The sequence below is a fragment of the Paenibacillus luteus genome (assembly GCF_006542765.1).
GTDB lineage: Bacteria > Bacillota > Bacilli > Paenibacillales > Paenibacillaceae > Pristimantibacillus > Pristimantibacillus luteus.
This window is the reverse complement of sequence record NZ_SKCD01000009.1, coordinates 153,359-169,736: the sequence shown is the minus strand read 5'-3', so window position 1 is coordinate 169,736 and position 16,378 is coordinate 153,359. Positions and strand designations below refer to the sequence as shown.

Below are 16,378 nucleotides of genomic sequence, written 5' to 3'. Positions count from 1 at the left end.
CTCCATCTTTCCCGATTCAGTCATGCGACCATATCGCGTATCCGGTATTAGCATTCGTTTCCGAATGTTATCCCAGTCTTATAGGCAGGTTACCCACGTGTTACTCACCCGTCCGCCGCTAAGTATCTGAGGTGCAAGCACCTCATCAACTCCGCTCGACTTGCATGTATTAGGCACGCCGCCAGCGTTCGTCCTGAGCCAGGATCAAACTCTCCAAATTGGTGTTTGAAATGCTCATTACTTTTTTATCGCTTTTTCGCTTATCCCGAAGGATTTGCGAGGCAGTTATTACTCGTTGTTCAGTTTTCAAAGAGCAATCTTTTCTTTCGTGTCGGCCGTGTGTCTCATTGGCGACCTAGATAATATATCACAGGCGCCTATGGCATTGCAAGTACTTTTTTCATTTTTATCTAAAAATTTTTTATAACGGTTATTTCACCCTTATTTTAAAGGGTTTCGCATGCAATTACCTATAATAGAACAATTCCAAAAGTTAATACAACATTCCCATCATTCTCATATGCTCTTGTTGTTTAAATGATTATGAACTTCTGTTCTATCTATATAAGATTAATGCCGGCCATTCATTAAACTTCGTTTTTCAGCATTAACTTCAATTTAATAAAAAAACAGTAAGCGCAATACTGCGGCGCCAAATGCTTTGAAAGCTTTTTGCACCGCAATTCATTACTGCTTACTGTCTTTTTACATTTATCTGAGCACTTCTCTAATATGAAGATGCCGGTCAACGATCAAATTGACGATTGTTCCATCAATTGAAACCCATGGTCTGGTCGGATGATTATGATCCGAAAACACAATTTCTCCGATTCGTTCATCACTTAGCTTCACAATCGTTCCATTATGGAATTGGGTAGCCTTCTCTACAAAAGTACGTACATACCCGGGGTCAAGCTTGCCGAATGCATCGCTCTGTATTTGTTCCAGAACAAGATAAGGAGATGCGGCTTTTCGATATGCTTTATTCAAAGTCATCGCATGAAAAATATCCGCAATCGCTACAATCTTGGCATAGGGGTGAATCTTTGTTGCGTCAATCCCGAGCGGATAACCGGTCCCATCAATCTTCTCATGATGCTGAAGAGCTGACATTTTGACCCCTTCATTCAACGCCGGGACATTCTTGAGCAATTGATACCCCAGCACCGTATGACGCATCATTTCTTCTTTCTCTTCTATTGATAAGGGATTAGGCTTCGTCAAAATCGCTTTATCAATTTTCACGTTGCCTATATCATGCAGCAAACCAGCAAAAGCAAGCTGCATCCAATCCTTTTGCGGGAAACCTGTCCATTGTGCAATTTGATAAGAAGTCAAAGCACAAGTGATGCTGTTATGAAGCAAGTAATCCTTCTCCATGAATTGACGCGGAGCAAAGGTTAACAAGTTGTAGCTTTTGATATGCTCCAGCATTTTTTCCAGTTGTTTTCGAATATCCATCACAGGCATAGCCTGACCAGCTACAAAAGAGTTGAACACCTGACGCAGCACCTTAACCATATGGTCATACTCCTCATGAAGAGGGGAGGTCACAGTCGGAGTGGATACTTCCTGAACGGCATCCGCCTCGGCATCCTCACGCGTTTTGCTTATAGCCTGATTTGTCTCAATGTCAACAACTGTAACGAGGAATGCCTGCAATATCTCTACTTCTTTTGGGGTTACAATTCTCCCCTTATGGAATAAGACACTGCCGAGCGGAGTGAGGACATCTTCATTGATTTTGTCGCCTAGTTTAAGCTGTAATAACGTTACCGTTGCCAAGAAAGTCCTCTCCCCTGAGCCTGAGTATGAAATCTATTATTGATTCATTACGAAGCAAAAGCTGATGCGTCTTTCGACGACATCAGCTGTATTGGCTATTATTCTTCGCTTGGGGCTTCTCCGCCTTCTACCTCTTCGTTCTCATCGAGCACATCATTTTCTTCACTACGGGCAACACGGGTAACTGTAGCTACTGTATCATCCTCACGCGTATTAATGAGTCTTACACCTTGCGTATTCCGGCCCATCGTAGATATGCCTTCCATACTGGTGCGAATCATCGTGCCCGATGCCGTCATAATCATAAGGTCTTCATCATTCTCTACGACCTTAAGTGATACGATCGGACCGTTCTTATCCGTTACGTTAAGCGTCTTGATACCTTTACCGCCACGATTCTGGATACGATAATCTGCTACAGGAGTCCGTTTGCCGTAGCCTTTGGAGGTTACGATTAGAATATCCTTCTCAGGTACAATGACGTCCATATCAATAACGGAATCATTGTCATCAAGCTGAATGCCTTTCACGCCGGTGGCCGAACGTCCCATGGAGCGGACATCCTGCTCGGAGTAACGAATCGACATCCCTTGAGCGGTACCCATAATGATTTCCTGATTCCCGTCAGTAAGCTTCACGCCAATGAGATCATCGTCCTCACGAAGCGAGATCGCGATCAATCCGACCTTCCGGATGTTAACATAGTCATCGAGCGGCGTCTTCTTCACAACCCCTTGCCTTGTAGCAAAGAATAGGAAATGCTCTGCATCAAATTCCTGAACCGGGATAACTGCATTAATCGTCTCACCCTGTTCAATTTGAATCAGGTTGATAATCGGTGTTCCGCGTGCAGTACGGTTGAGATCAGGAATCTCATAAGCTTTGAGCTTGTATACCTTTCCTTTGTTCGTAAAGAACAATAGGTAGTGATGCGTATTGGATACGAAGAGATGCTCAACGAAATCATCATCCTTCGTGCCCATGCCGACAACGCCCTTACCGCCGCGCTTCTGGCTGCGGTAAGTACCGACAGGCAAACGCTTGATGTAACCCGAGTGGGTAATGGAGATGATAACATCCTCACGCGGAATGAGATCCTCGTCCAAAATTTCCTCATCACTGGCCATAAGCTCTGTGCGGCGCTCGTCACCGAAACGCTCCTTCAGCTCAGCAAGCTCCGTGCTAATAATATCAAGCACAAGCTGCTCATCTGCCAGAATTGCTTTATATTCAGCAATTTTACGCATAAGTTCTGCGTACTCTGCTTCGATTTTGTCTCTTTCCAACCCAGTTAGACGCTGTAGACGCATATCCAAAATAGCCTGCGCCTGCTCATGGGAAAGTGAGAATCTTGTAATCAATCCTTCACGTGCTTGATCTGCCGTCTGAGAAGCACGAATTAAGGCAATGACTTCGTCCAGATGATCAAGCGCGATACGCAAGCCTTCAAGAATGTGCGCACGAGCTTCGGCCTTTTTCAATTCGAACTCGGTGCGGCGACGAATAACCTCGATTTGATGCTGCAAATAGTGATACAGCATATCGCGAATGTTAAGCGTCTTCGGCTCGCCATTTACAAGGGCAAGCATATTAATTCCGAAATTGGATTGCAATTGCGTATGTTTGTACAAATTGTTTAGGATGATGCTTGGATTCACATCCCGGCGCAGCTCAATCACCACACGCATACCATTGCGATCTGATTCGTCGCGCAGGTCGGTAATACCTTCGATTTTCTTCTCGCGAACGAGCTCGGCAATCTTCTCAACTAAGCGAGCTTTAATGACTTGATAAGGGAGCTCATGTACAATAATGCGAGCTTTACCGTTATTCTCCTCAATTGTTGCACGCGCACGCATCGTTACGGAACCACGACCCGTTAGATATGCTTGCCGGATGCCCTGGCGGCCCATGACGAATGCAGCTGTCGGGAAATCCGGGCCTTTTATATAATCCATAAGCTCAATCGGTGTAATATCCGGATTAACAATCAACGCTTGTACGCCGTCAATAACCTCGTTCAAGTTATGAGGCGGAATATTGGTAGCCATACCTACAGCAATACCAGTAACTCCATTTACCAGCAAGTTTGGATATCGGGCTGGCAATACAACCGGCTCTGATTCTTCACCGTCGTAGTTGGGTGCAAAATCAATCGTATCCTTGTTGATATCACGCAAAAGCTCCATAGCAATCTTCGAAAGCCGTGCTTCTGTATAACGCATGGCAGCCGCAAAGTCGCCATCGATCGATCCGAAGTTTCCATGCCCATCTACAAGCATATAACGCATAGAGAAATCCTGCGCCATACGTACCATAGATTCATATACTGCTGAGTCACCGTGAGGGTGGTACTTACCGATTACTTCTCCAACAATCCTTGCTGATTTCTTATGAGGCTTGTCTGGTGACATGCCTAGCTCAGACATTGCATACAAAATACGGCGATGCACTGGCTTTAGACCATCCCTAACATCGGGAAGAGCACGACTTACGATGATACTCATTGCATAATCCATAAAGGAGTCGCGCATCTCCGTACCAATGTCCCGATCTTTTATAGATATACGTTCTTCTTCCGCCATGATTTACCTCCCTGACGCCATCTATAGCTACTCTTAAATCACAATAACTCTTATATTACTTTCTCAAAAAGCGAGCATATAAACCTTTTTCGCTCATGCTTTTGGATTTCTCGTAAATCTCACGTCATTTGTCGTTAAAAATAGGTGAATCAACGCTTTCCACATCCAAAAAATCGCCATAAAATAAACAGACCCAACTTTCATTATACCACTCAATTCCAAGTCTGTCTCCTGCATCATTTCAAATCCCTGCTAGGAAAAGAGCGTAGCGAGAGGAGAAAAATAGTTGAGCATTCAACGTATTAAAAGCAAATGGGCAAAAACAAAAATTATGCTCAAATCCGATTATTTGCGCCAATACATGCCGTCAACCAAGCTGTTTGGCCGTGGCAGCCTTCAAGGCATGCTGAACCAATACGGCATGGTTTACGTGAAGCCCATCAACGGTACCTTTGGCAATGGTGTCATCCGTGTGGAGAGAACGACAACACCATCCCTCGGCTATCGCTACCAGCTCGATACGAAGATTATGTTCTTTCCCACATTCGAGCAGCTGTACCAAAAAATCGTCAAGCAAAAAAAGAAGCGAAGCTACATTGTTCAAAAAGGAATTCACTTGCTCAGACACCAGAAACGCCGATTCGATATTCGTGTCATGGTCCAAAAAAACCTGAGCAACCATTGGGAAGCTACTGGAATTATCGGCCGCCTTGCCCACCCTGCAAAAATCGTAACGAATTACCACAGCGGCGGCACGCCGATGGCACTCGAGAAGTTGATGAGCGATCATACCAATCACGCTGAACTTGCCGCCTTCAAAAATCGGTTAAGGAAGCTCAGCATTAGTATCGCTAATAACCTGCAGACTGCTTATCCCAATATTAAAGAGATTGGCGTAGATATCGCGATTGATGCAACGCTTCACCCGTGGATCTTGGAAGTAAATACGTTTCCCGATCCTTATATTTTCCGCAAGCTGCCGGATCAGAGCATTTTTCAGCGCATATACCGCTATGCAGCTGCTTATGGCCGTTTCAAAAAAAGAAGCAGTCGTCCGTAACGGGCGACTGCTTCTTGCAGTGCAAGGTTCTTAAACATCCAGGTTGGTCACGTATCTAGCGTATTTTTGAATAAAATCACGACGCGGCTCGACATTATCGCCCATTAGCGTATCGAATACGACATCAGCTTCAATCGCATCCTCGATCGTTACCTGAAGCATAGTACGACTTTCTGGGTCCATCGTTGTTTCCCAAAGCTGGGTTGCGTTCATCTCGCCAAGTCCTTTATAACGCTGAACATTGACTTTCACGCCTTCTCCAAACTCGGCAATAATCCGGTCCCGTTCTTTCTCGGTTTGTGCGTAGCGAATGACCTTGTTGCGCTCCACCTTGAACAATGGCGGCTGTGCGATATAAATATAACCGGCATCTATAATTTGGCGCATGTAGCGATAGAAGAACGTCAGCATCAACGTGCGGATATGCGCGCCATCGACGTCGGCATCGGTCATGATAATAATTTTGTGATAACGTGCCTTTGCCAGATCAAAGTCGTCGCTTATTCCCGTACCAAGCGCCGTAATGATGGCCCGGATCTCAGCATTGCCAAGAATACGGTCAAGACGCGCCTTCTCTACGTTTAGGATTTTACCGCGCAGCGGCAGGATCGCTTGGAAATGACGATCACGACCTTGCTTAGCGGAACCGCCTGCAGAGTCACCTTCTACGATGTACAGCTCGCTGATTGATGCATCTTTGGATGAACAATCCGCAAGCTTACCTGGCAGTGAACCAACCTCTAGCGCGCTCTTGCGACGGGTCAACTCACGCGCTTTGCGCGCAGCTTCGCGAGCACGGGCAGCCTGCAAGCCCTTCTCTACGATTTTGCGGGAAACTGAAGGATTCTCTTCCAAAAATTCCTGAAGCTTCTCGGCAAAGAAAGACTCAACTATACCGCGAACCTCACTATTGCCAAGCTTCGTTTTCGTTTGCCCCTCGAATTGCGGCTCAGGAATTTTGACAGAAATAATCGCGGTTAGACCTTCACGCACGTCATCGCCTGAGAAATTGGAATCGTTGTCCTTAATTAGGTTTGTTTTACGGGAATAATCGTTAATAATCCGGGTCAGAGCGCTTTTGAAACCAGATTCATGCGTTCCGCCCTCATGGGTATTAATATTATTCGCGAACGAATGAATGTTCTCCGTGTAGCTGTCATTGTATTGCAATGCAACCTCTACATGAATGTGATCCTTCGAGCCTTCCACATAAATCGGTTGCTCATGCAGCGGCTCACGAGTGCGGTTCAAGTACTTAACAAACTCAATAATCCCGCCCTCGTACATAAATGTGTTCGATACATTGGTCCGCTCATCGGTAAGGACAAGCTCAATTCCTTTATTCAAAAATGCAAGCTCGCGAATACGCGATTGCAGTATCTCATAATCAAATACCGTCGTTTCAGTAAAAATCTCGCTATCGGGCGTAAACGTAGTCTTTGTGCCCGTTTCCGTCGTATCTCCGATAATTTTAATATCATATTGCGGAGCGCCTTTACGGTATTCTTGTTGATAGATATGTCCTTCACGTTTAACTTGAACAATGACGAGCTCGGATAGCGCGTTTACGACAGATATACCGACGCCATGCAAACCGCCGGATACTTTATAGCCCTCACCGCCGAATTTACCTCCGGCATGCAAAACCGTCATTACGACCTCAAGGGTCGATTTCTTCAGTTTCGCATTCTCCCCCACAGGAATACCGCGTCCATTATCGATAACGGTTATGCTGTTATTCTCGTGAACGATTACTTCGATTCTCGAGCAAAAGCCAGCCAAAGCCTCGTCAATACTGTTATCGACAACCTCCCATACGAGATGGTGAAGACCTTTGCCACTGGTGGAGCCAATATACATCCCCGGACGTTTGCGTACCGCCTCTAATCCTTCCAAGACCTGTATCTGACTCTCGTCATACGTATGCTGCTCCAAAGACATGCAACTTCACTGCTCCTCTCAACTGCTGTTCCTGATCGCCCTCGCTCTAGCCGTTCGCTGCAAAATGATGTGCTCTTTTCTTAAGCGTAGAGGATGAAATAGGCGAATAATATATTTTCTGCTTCGTTACAACGATCGATTTCGGCTCTTCCTCGCCTATCGTTTCAACGTCCTTGCGTTTTCGTGCCCCCGCAACAAATTGCTTGGAGAGTTTGGAGGATTGCTCGATAGAAATATCAAAGATGGCCACGAGCTCCGCAGCCCGAATTATTTTCTCGCCGCCCAAATGGATGTACATGTCCTCTTCCTCTCCTATTCGCACCTAACGCGTCACTTGGCCGTTTTTCACATGGTAGATGCCGGCATCCTGAAGCCTGCTCACATCCACGCTTTCAAGGCCGGTCGTTGTAATAAAGGTTTGTACTTTGCTTTGAAACGTCTCAATCAGCTGTGTTTGACGATTGTGATCAAGCTCCGACAGCACATCATCAAGCAGCAAAAGCGGATATTCTCCGATTTCCTCGTTAATGAGCTCTATTTCAGCCAATTTTAAAGATAGGGCCGTTGTTCGCTGCTGCCCTTGGGAGCCAAAGACTTGCGCTTCTTTGCCGTTTATGAAAAACGCCAAATCGTCGCGGTGCGGTCCCACTAGCGTAACTCCTCTGCGAATCTCCTGATCTTTCACCTGTGTTAACTTTATCATAAATTGCTCAAATAAAACAGTTTCATCTTGCTGGGCATCCGTGTCAAACGAAGGACGGTACTCAATGATGAGCTGCTCTGCACCGTTAGTTATGCCCGCATGGATTTGCTCTGCAAACGTTTGTAATTTATGTATAAAGTGTTTCCTTTTTTTCATGATTTTAACACCATGCTCTGCGAGCTGCATATTCCACACGTCCAGCATCGTCTGATTTGCCCCTCCTGGATAGGCGGCTTTCAGAAAATTGTTGCGCTGCTGCAGCACCTTTCCGTATTGCTGGAGTGTATGCAAATAGCCGGGCTGCACTTGTCCGATTTCCATATCGAGAAACCGTCTTCGCACTCCCGGCGTTCCTTTTACAATTTCCAGATCCTCTGGCGCAAACATCACAACGTTGACCGAGCCGATAAAATCGCTTAGCTTTCGCTGCTCCAGCCCATTGATCTTAGCCTTCTTTCCTTGTCCGGAAAAAAGAAGATCCAGCTTGACAGAACCGTATTTTTTATCAGCTTCGCCCGTTATTCGAGCGGTATCCCCTTGCCAGCCAATAAGCTCTTTGTCCTTAGAAGTGCGGTGGGATTTCGTAAGAGCCAGCACGAATATCGCTTCCAGCAAATTCGTTTTTCCCTGGGCATTAGGCCCGAGAAATACATTTACTTTATTAGACGTTTGCAAATCGAGCTCGTTATAGTTCCGATAATTTTGCAGCTGAATGCTCTTTAAAAACACGTTTTGACCTCCCGGTCCATGGGTGCGTTACTCTTTACCTACCGTAAAGTCGCCGCAACCTTCAACCTCTACTTTATCCCCAGCATACAGCTTTCTGCCTCTGCGGTTATCCGCTTCTCCGTTAATTATAACGGTATTCTCCTGCAAGAAAAACTTAGCATGTCCGCCGGTTGAAATGCAATCGGACAGCTTTAAAAACTGACCTAGCGTAATGTACTCTGTCTTAATGGCAATTTCCTTCATCGAAAAAAGTCATTCCTTTCTTTGCTTTTGTTCTTTATTAGCCTGTTGTCCGATAAGGCAAAATCACGTACATGCTGTAAGCATGGTCCATTGGACGAATGATGATCGGGCTCATCGCGCCTGTAAAGCCAATAAACAGCTGTTCGCTATCGATAACTTTAAGAACATCAAGCATATATTTAGAGTTGAAGGCAATTCTAAGCGGCTCACCGTTGAATTCCTTCGCTTCTAGCTGCTCGGTTACTCGGCCAAGCTCTGTAGAGCTTGACGAAATTTCGATCATTCCGTCTTCCAATGTGATCAAGCGAACGATATTGGTTTTTTCCTCACGAGACATCAGATAAGCACGGTCAATGGCGTCCATTACATTTTTTGTATCCAGTACAAGTTCTGTTTTGAAGGTTTGCGGAATAATCTTAGAAGTATCGGGATAGGTGCCATCCAAAATTCTCGTATAAAACAACACGTTCCCAAGCTTAAATAAAACCTGGTTGTCTGCTACTACGATATCTACGAGCGCATTTTGCTCAGGAACCAGCTTGGAGAGCTCGATCAATGTTTTTGCCGAAATAACGACATTACTGAATTTAAATTGCGCTTCGGTGTCAACTTGAGCCGTTCTGCTGGCCAAACGATGACGATCCGTCGCTATAAATTTAAGCTCGCCTTCAAGCAGATTCCACAGCACCCCTGTCAAAATAGGCGTTTGTTCGCTTGCGGAAGCAGCTAGAACGGTCTGGCGAATCATCGCTTTTAATAGATCTCCAGGCATTTGAAGCACTTCGTTTTGCTCAATGGACGGTAGAACCGGAAATTCTTCTGGGTCAAGTCCGACCATTTGAATTTCTGTTGATCCGGAACGAATGATGGTTTGATAGGTGTTGCTCACGTCAATGATAACTTGTTCGGAAGGGAGCTTTTTGACGATTTCCACGAAAAATTTTGCCGGTAAGACGACGCTTCCGGGTTTATCCACATGTGCAATGACGAATTGATCTCTTTCCACAGGGATAAAGCTTTGAATAGAAATGTCGGTATCACTGGCAGTAAGGGTTACGCCCATATGCGTAACCTCGATTTTAATTCCGCCAAGTATCGGAATTGCAGGTCTTGAAGATGCAGCTTTCGCAACTTGTTGAATAGCGTCGTTTAATTCGTTTTTAGAAATCGTTAATTTCATGGTTTCACTCCTAGCATTCTTATAAATTCATCCAACGTATGAGCTCACACGAATCTTTTTTTGGTTTAGGCAATCACTTTCAGCGTTTAAATATAAGGGATGCTTATATAGACGGCAGAACGTGTGCGAAACGAACATTTCCTGCGAAAGAAAGGGAGTTGCCGTTTACGCGTTTTTGATGATGTTTTTTAAAGATTTTTAATAGTCGTAGTAGTAGGGGCCCTGAATATGTGGATAACCCCAAGAAAGCCCGATAAAGCAAGCCTATCCACATGTGCATAGCGTGTGCATAGGCTTGCTTGGTTGTTCACATATGATTTTTGATTTTTTCGGTCAGGTTTTGAATGATTTTGTAGAGGTCCTGATCAATCTTGAGCTGCTGCGTAATTTTCTCGTGTGCATGGATAACCGTTGTGTGGTCGCGTCCTCCGAATGCTTCGCCAATCTTGGGAAGCGAGAAGTCCGTTAGCTCGCGCGAGAGATACATTGCAATTTGCCTAGGATAGGCAACTGCTTTCGTCCGCTTGCGCGCTTTGAACTCCTCAAGCCTGAGTCCATAGAACTCCCCGACCTTCGTTTGAATATCATGCATCGTAATCATGCGAGGCCGGCTTGATGGGATAATATCCTTCAGCGCTTCGGCTGCCAAGTGCGATGTAATGTCTGCGTTTATGAGGGAGGAATAGGCTACTACCCGTATAAGAGCGCCTTCTAATTCCCGAATGTTCGTATCGATTTGATTGGCAATGTAGATCATCGCTTCGTTAGGAATGTCCAGGTTCTCCGCTCTAGCTTTCTTGCGCAGAATGGCAATACGCGTCTCCAGGTCTGGCGGCTGGATATCCGTAATCAGCCCCCATTCAAAGCGCGAGCGAAGCCGTTCTTCGAGTGTTGGAATTTCTTTTGGCGGCCGGTCACTTGAGATGACGATTTGTTTTCGCTCCTCGTGCAGCGCATTGAAAGTGTGGAAAAACTCCTCTTGCGTCTGCTCTTTACCAGCCAAAAATTGAATATCATCAATGAGCAGCACGTCAATATTGCGGTATTTGGTGCGGAAGCTTTCTCCCCGGTTGTCCCGAATGGCATTGATGAATTCATTCGTAAACTTCTCCGACGAAATATAAAGCACCTTCGTATTCGGGTTGTGATCCATGATGTAATGCCCGATTGCATGCATTAAATGGGTCTTCCCAAGCCCAACTCCCCCATATAAAAAGAGCGGATTATAGGCTTTGGCCGGCGCTTCGGCTACAGCCAGCGAGGCTGCATGCGCAAAACGGTTATTCGCGCCAATAACGAATGTATCAAATGTGTACTTCGGGTTAAGCATATGAGTAGGTGTCGCTTCTTCATTCATGATCGGAGAATGCGCCGCTTTTGGCGGGAACATATAGGCGGGTTCTGAACCCTTAGGCTCCTCAATAGAGAAACGAACATCGACCTGTCTGCCCAGAAACTCGAATAGTGTTGTTCTAATCAGCTTTGTATAACGGCCCTCCAGCCATTCGGCTGCAAATGTTGTCGGCGCTGTTACTTCAAGCATGGAATCATCGACAAAAGAAGCCTTCGTCGCTTTGAACCAGGTGTCAAAGCTCGGCTTGCTTAATTTTGTCTGGATGATCGACAACACTTGCTGCCATAAATCATAGGTATGGCTGTCCACAGACTGTCACTCCTTATCCAAATCGCCACGAAGGGCGCAGTTGCAAGAAAAAATGTCGAAAATCAGGGTATTATAACGAAAGCATCCACATTATAAAGAATCTTAAGCAGATGAGTTATAAGATAGGGGATGAGTTTGTTCACAATGTTATCCACAGGCTGTTGATAAATCTGAGGCAAGATTGATCTAATCCACAATGAAAACATAATTATCATAGCAAAAGATGCCTTATATTTCAACGAATTCGCATATTTTATCCACATTCTCAACTGCTTGTGCATAAAAGTTATCTACACCACTACATATTGTTTATATCTTGTGACCATTTCGACAAAGTTCGTTCGGCATGCCAGAAAATTGTGCACATGTTATTAGTTTTCGATAAAAGAGGTCATTTCATGCATTTATCCACAGTAGGGGGTCTGATTTTTTTATCAACAGGATCGAGCGGGAGGGGGTCATTGACTTTTGATGCTCAACGTGGTTTAATAAAAAAAGCGTTTTTTTAAATATAAGGCTATGTAAGCTGTATGCTTATGAAGCTGCTTATATTTCACCGCGAAACGATGCTGCTCCGTCATTCAAAGGCGGCGAGAGCCGTTGCGCATGATTGGAAACACGCAGTATAGGAGGTGCAGAACGATGAGACCTACATTTAGACCTAATGTAAGCAAACGCGCGAAAGTGCATGGATTCCGCAAACGGATGAGCACGAAGAACGGACGTAAAGTTTTGGCAGCGCGTCGTCAAAGAGGAAGAAAAGTACTAAGCGCATAAGCAGAAGACCACGTCCGGTGGTCTTTTTTTTTTGCTTGCGAGGTAAAGGAGTGAGAGCAGGCTGCTTATGCTGCTCTCTATCTGGCGATACTTAGAAGATCAACAAGAGAACGGTGGGCCATGAGTCGTGCATAGAAAACTGCGTCTTCGCAACCGTGAAGACTTTAGCCGAATTTATCGAGGCGGCAAATCATTCGCGAATGGCCAATTTGTCGTCTATTGGTCGAAGCAGCCGGCGGCGGAGCCTTTTCGTTTAGGCGTGTCCGCAAGTAAAAAAATAGGTAATGCGGTCGTTCGAAATCGCATGAGAAGAATGATTAAGGAAATTGTGCGTCACCAGGAGAAACGGATCGTTCCCAAAACCGACTTCATTCTAATAGTAAGAAAGCCAGCGACGCTGATGAAGATGAAGGAGATGGAGAAGAGCGTTCTTCACGTTCTGAAGAAAGCCGGTTTGCTTAAAAGCACCAATCATTCTAAGGATAAGCAGGCAGATGGACGATAATCTGGAGGCTTGCTTGGCGTACCCAAAATAAGCTATTCCGCCTGTGGCAAGAAAGCGGATGCATAGGCAGGCAAAATGTTTCTTTGTCCCATAAATTATGGTATAGTCTAGAATGAAAATATAAGATTGTATAAGTTATACAATGCCTGTATTTGACCATGAAACAAATGCTGCGCGCAAGGGTTCGGCGATAGCCGTTAACGCTTGATGTAATGGCTTTCAGAGAGGAGTTTTAATGTTGTTGTTTTGGACTAAAAACAAAAAATGGATTTTAGTGCTCGGCCTTGTTCTGCTAATGGGTGTTCTAGCAGGATGCGGCGCTCCAACAACCCAGACGACGGAGACCGCTGATTTATTAAAGGGTAACTTCTGGGAGAAAAATGTAGTCTACTATTTTGCAATTACGCTTGATACGTTCGCAGGTTGGTTTAACGACTCCTACGGACTTGCTATATTGCTACTGACGATCATTGTAAGAACGTTGATTCTGCCGCTGACTCTGAAGCAATACCGCAGCTCGAAAGCGATGCAAGCCCTTCAGCCTCAAATGGCTGACATTAAGAAGAAACACAAGGATAACCCGCAAAAGCAGCAAGAAGAAACGATGAAGCTGTTCCAAACGCATAAGGTCAACCCAATGGCAGGCTGCTTGCCGCTTATTGTTCAGATGCCGATCTTTATCGCTCTTTACAATTCCATTTACAAAAACCCTGATATTCGTGAGCATACGTTCCTATGGCTTCAACTTGGCGAGAAGGATCCGTATTACATTCTTCCGATTCTCGCTGCGGCTACGACTTTTGTTCAATCTAAAATGATGCAAAAGCAGCAAACGCAAACGATGCCAGGTATGGGCATGATGCTGGCGATTTTCCCTGTGCTTATTTTTGTAATGGCACTCTCGTTCCCAGCAGCTCTTCCTTTATACTGGGTGTACAGTAATATTTACACGATTGTTCAAAACTACTTCCTATACGTTCGTTCATCTGACAAGGGTAAGGAGGCCCCTGCGAAATGAAGAAAATCATTGCATCGGGGAAAACGGTAGAAGATGCTGTACGTAACGGACTATCACAATTGCAAGTAACTGAAGACCGCGTTAAACAAGTTGTGCTTGAGCAGCCCACGAAAGGTTTTTTCGGACTGTTCGGCGCAAAGGAAGCGAAAGTTGAGCTTGAGCTAATCCCTGATCCCATGCTGGAAGCGGAGCAATTTCTCCGTGAGGTGGCGGGAACGATGGGGCTGCAAGTGAACATTGATCGGAAGCAAACAAGAGAAGGCATGCACCTGTCTGTATCAGGCGGCGGAGACCTTGGTATGCTGATTGGACGTCGCGGACAAACGTTGGATGCATTACAGTACTTAGTAAACATTGTGGCTAACCGTTACTCAGACAGTCATCTGCGTATCGTTCTTGATGCAGAAGATTTTCGTGAGCGCCGCCGCAAGACGTTAGCGGATTTATCCGATCGTTTGGCAGGGAGGGTGATTCGCACCAGGAAAGAGGTTGTCCTGGAGCCGATGTCACCCCATGAGCGCAAAGTGATTCATTCGCAGTTGCAGAACCATCCTAAGGTGAAGACGTTTAGCAAAGGCGATGAGCCGAACCGGCGAGTGGTCATTGCGTTAAGGCAATAAGCTTTCCTATAAATGTATAAGAATCTATACGCTACCCGCAGCAATGGCTCATATGGTCATTGCTGTTTTTCCATTTGAGAGGTGCTGACAGCAATGGTACATGATACGATCGCAGCCATTTCGACGGCAGTCGGAGAAGGCGGTATCGCGATTATTCGAGTAAGCGGACCTGAGGCAATTGGCGGGATCGCTGCCGTTTTTCGTTCGAAAATAAACCTGAAGGATGCAGCTACGCATACGCTGCATTACGGGCACATTATAGATCCAGCAACAGGTGAAGAGGTCGAAGAGGTACTGGTAACACTGATGCGGGGCCCACGTTCTTTCACTGCGGAGGATGTGGTTGAAATCAACGCACATGGCGGCGTGATTGCCGTTAAGAAGGTGCTAGACGTTGTTCTGCAGCTGGAGGGCTTTCGTACCGCGGAGCCCGGGGAATTCACGAAACGTGCATTCTTGAACGGCCGAATTGATCTCATGCAGGCGGAGGCTGTTATTGACTTAATCCGTTCCAAATCAGATCGAGCGTTTTCGGTTGCTCGCAAGCAAGCGGAGGGTGTACTCTCGAAACGAATTAAAGCGCTAAGGCAAACAGTTATCGAACTGCTTGCCCATATTGAGGTTAACATCGATTATCCGGAGCATGATGTGGAAGAGATGACAAGCTCGTTTATCCGCGATCAGTGTCACTTGGCCATCGGTGAAATTGACCGTTTGTTAAAAACAGCGAATGAAGGCAAAATATTGCGTGAAGGCATTGTAACGGCCATTGTTGGACGCCCCAATGTCGGCAAGTCGTCGCTTATGAATGTACTGACGCAGGAGAATAAAGCGATCGTCACGGATATACCAGGCACGACTCGAGATGTTATTGAGCAATTTGTCGCCATTAATGGTATTCCACTGCGACTTCTAGATACGGCAGGCATTCGGGAAACCTCGGATGTCGTAGAACGCATTGGCGTAGAGCGTTCAAGAAACGCACTTGAAGAAGCGGATCTGATTCTGTTGGTTTTGAATTATAATGAGCCGCTTCAGGAAGATGATCGTGAGCTTTTACAGCAAATGAAGGGTCGGCCGGTCATTGTGATTCTAAATAAGGCTGACTTGCCGCATCAATTAGAAATTGAGGTGGTGGAGCAGTCGATTGCTGCCGATTCCATTGTGAAAATGTCGGTCCTTGAAGAAAAAGGTCTTGATCAATTGGAGCAGACGATTAGTGAGATGTTTTTTGAGGGGCAGCTGGAATCGGGAGATTTGACCTATATCAGCAATGTTCGACATATTGCCTTGTTGAAACGAGCAAAGCAATCGTTAGTGGATGCCATTGAGGCATCAGATGCCGGCATCCCAATCGACCTTATTCAAATTGATGCAAGATCGGCCTGGGAGTCCCTTGGAGAAATTCTCGGTGACGAAGCGGGAGACTCGTTGATTGATCAGATTTTCTCGCAATTCTGTTTAGGGAAATAGATGGAAGTAGGCTTTCGCAGCATACTTCGTTTATGCTAACAGGGGTAGGTTAATTTAAATAACTATATAAGTTGAACAAAAGAATTGAAGTTTAAG

14 protein-coding genes and 1 rRNA gene are annotated in these 16,378 nt (G+C 45.5%); 6 read left to right on the top strand and 9 right to left on the bottom strand.

Annotation, left to right across the window (positions count from 1 at the left end):
* The 3 genes from E0496_RS07170 to gyrA all read right to left on the bottom strand — a co-directional run.
* Positions 1-220 (bottom strand): 16S ribosomal RNA (locus E0496_RS07170); the annotation flags it as partial.
* Between the two features lie 491 nt (positions 221-711).
* Positions 712-1,785, bottom strand: a complete 1,074-nt coding sequence (locus tag E0496_RS07165; RefSeq protein WP_141500933.1) for an HD-GYP domain-containing protein — start codon at positions 1,783-1,785, stop codon at positions 712-714.
* Positions 1,786-1,883: 98 nt separating this feature from the next.
* Complete coding sequence (gyrA, locus tag E0496_RS07160; protein WP_141500932.1) at positions 1,884-4,370, bottom strand: DNA gyrase subunit A; 2,487 nt, start codon at positions 4,368-4,370, stop codon at positions 1,884-1,886.
* Positions 4,371-4,656: 286 nt separating this feature from the next.
* On the opposite strand from gyrA, the gene E0496_RS07155 reads away from it, so the two are divergent.
* Positions 4,657-5,430: a YheC/YheD family protein gene (locus E0496_RS07155; protein ID WP_141500931.1), complete on the top strand. Its 774-nt coding sequence runs from the start codon at positions 4,657-4,659 to the stop codon at positions 5,428-5,430.
* 30 nt (positions 5,431-5,460) lie between these two features.
* Here E0496_RS07155 and gyrB read toward each other — a convergent pair whose 3' ends face one another.
* The 6 genes from gyrB to dnaA all read right to left on the bottom strand — a co-directional run bounded on the left by gyrB (position 5,461) and on the right by dnaA (position 11,889).
* The gene (gyrB, locus tag E0496_RS07150; RefSeq protein WP_141500930.1) at positions 5,461-7,371 is read right to left on the bottom strand and encodes a DNA topoisomerase (ATP-hydrolyzing) subunit B; all 1,911 of its coding nucleotides are present in this window, start codon (positions 7,369-7,371) and stop codon (positions 5,461-5,463) included.
* 46 nt (positions 7,372-7,417) lie between these two features.
* On the bottom strand, positions 7,418-7,669 hold the full coding sequence (remB, locus tag E0496_RS07145; RefSeq protein ID WP_012772007.1) for an extracellular matrix regulator RemB: 252 nt from the start codon (positions 7,667-7,669) through the stop codon (positions 7,418-7,420).
* Between the two features lie 24 nt (positions 7,670-7,693).
* Entirely contained in the window at positions 7,694-8,803 is a 1,110-nt protein-coding gene (gene recF, locus E0496_RS07140; protein WP_141500929.1) for a DNA replication/repair protein RecF, read from the bottom strand.
* 27 nt (positions 8,804-8,830) lie between these two features.
* The gene (yaaA, locus tag E0496_RS07135; protein WP_139990839.1) at positions 8,831-9,046 is read right to left on the bottom strand and encodes a S4 domain-containing protein YaaA; all 216 of its coding nucleotides are present in this window, start codon (positions 9,044-9,046) and stop codon (positions 8,831-8,833) included.
* A 37-nt stretch (positions 9,047-9,083) separates the two neighbouring features.
* The gene (gene dnaN, locus E0496_RS07130) at positions 9,084-10,226 is read right to left on the bottom strand and encodes a DNA polymerase III subunit beta (RefSeq protein WP_141500928.1); all 1,143 of its coding nucleotides are present in this window, start codon (positions 10,224-10,226) and stop codon (positions 9,084-9,086) included.
* A 307-nt stretch (positions 10,227-10,533) separates the two neighbouring features.
* Positions 10,534-11,889: a chromosomal replication initiator protein DnaA gene (gene dnaA, locus E0496_RS07125; RefSeq protein ID WP_141500927.1), complete on the bottom strand. Its 1,356-nt coding sequence runs from the start codon at positions 11,887-11,889 to the stop codon at positions 10,534-10,536.
* A 642-nt stretch (positions 11,890-12,531) separates the two neighbouring features.
* Here dnaA and rpmH point away from each other — a divergent pair.
* From rpmH to mnmE, 5 genes are all read left to right on the top strand, one after another.
* Positions 12,532-12,666, top strand: a complete 135-nt coding sequence (gene rpmH / locus E0496_RS07120; protein WP_054025773.1) for a 50S ribosomal protein L34 — start codon at positions 12,532-12,534, stop codon at positions 12,664-12,666.
* A gap of 127 nt (positions 12,667-12,793) precedes the next feature.
* Positions 12,794-13,171, top strand: a complete 378-nt coding sequence (rnpA, locus tag E0496_RS07115) for a ribonuclease P protein component (protein ID WP_141500926.1) — start codon at positions 12,794-12,796, stop codon at positions 13,169-13,171.
* A gap of 235 nt (positions 13,172-13,406) precedes the next feature.
* The gene (locus E0496_RS07110) at positions 13,407-14,189 is read left to right on the top strand and encodes a YidC/Oxa1 family membrane protein insertase (RefSeq protein ID WP_141500925.1); all 783 of its coding nucleotides are present in this window, start codon (positions 13,407-13,409) and stop codon (positions 14,187-14,189) included.
* Complete coding sequence (gene jag / locus E0496_RS07105) at positions 14,186-14,809, top strand: RNA-binding cell elongation regulator Jag/EloR (protein WP_141500924.1); 624 nt, start codon at positions 14,186-14,188, stop codon at positions 14,807-14,809. Before E0496_RS07110 ends, jag begins: the two co-directional genes overlap by 4 nt.
* 93 nt (positions 14,810-14,902) lie before the next feature.
* Positions 14,903-16,282 (top strand): tRNA uridine-5-carboxymethylaminomethyl(34) synthesis GTPase MnmE, encoded by a 1,380-nt coding sequence (gene mnmE, locus E0496_RS07100; RefSeq protein ID WP_141500923.1) that lies wholly within the window; start codon positions 14,903-14,905, stop codon positions 16,280-16,282.
* Positions 16,283-16,378 lie beyond the last annotated feature (96 nt).

Bases quoted from the DNA above. Each gene is read 5' to 3' on its own strand.
- gyrA (WP_141500932.1), bottom strand. From the start codon at position 4,370: ATGGCGGAAGAAGAACGTATATCTATAAAAGATCGGGACATTGGTACG.
- gyrB (WP_141500930.1), bottom strand. From the start codon at position 7,371: ATGTCTTTGGAGCAGCATACGTATGACGAGAGTCAGATACAGGTCTTG.
- remB (WP_012772007.1), bottom strand. From the start codon at position 7,669: ATGTACATCCATTTGGGCGGCGAGAAAATAATTCGGGCTGCGGAGCTC.
- yaaA (WP_139990839.1), bottom strand. From the start codon at position 9,046: ATGAAGGAAATTGCCATTAAGACAGAGTACATTACGCTAGGTCAGTTT.
- dnaN (WP_141500928.1), bottom strand. From the start codon at position 10,226: ATGAAATTAACGATTTCTAAAAACGAATTAAACGACGCTATTCAACAA.
- rpmH (WP_054025773.1), top strand. From the start codon at position 12,532: ATGAGACCTACATTTAGACCTAATGTAAGCAAACGCGCGAAAGTGCAT.
- E0496_RS07110 (WP_141500925.1), top strand. From the start codon at position 13,407: ATGTTGTTGTTTTGGACTAAAAACAAAAAATGGATTTTAGTGCTCGGC.
- jag (WP_141500924.1), top strand. From the start codon at position 14,186: ATGAAGAAAATCATTGCATCGGGGAAAACGGTAGAAGATGCTGTACGT.
- mnmE (WP_141500923.1), top strand. From the start codon at position 14,903: ATGGTACATGATACGATCGCAGCCATTTCGACGGCAGTCGGAGAAGGC.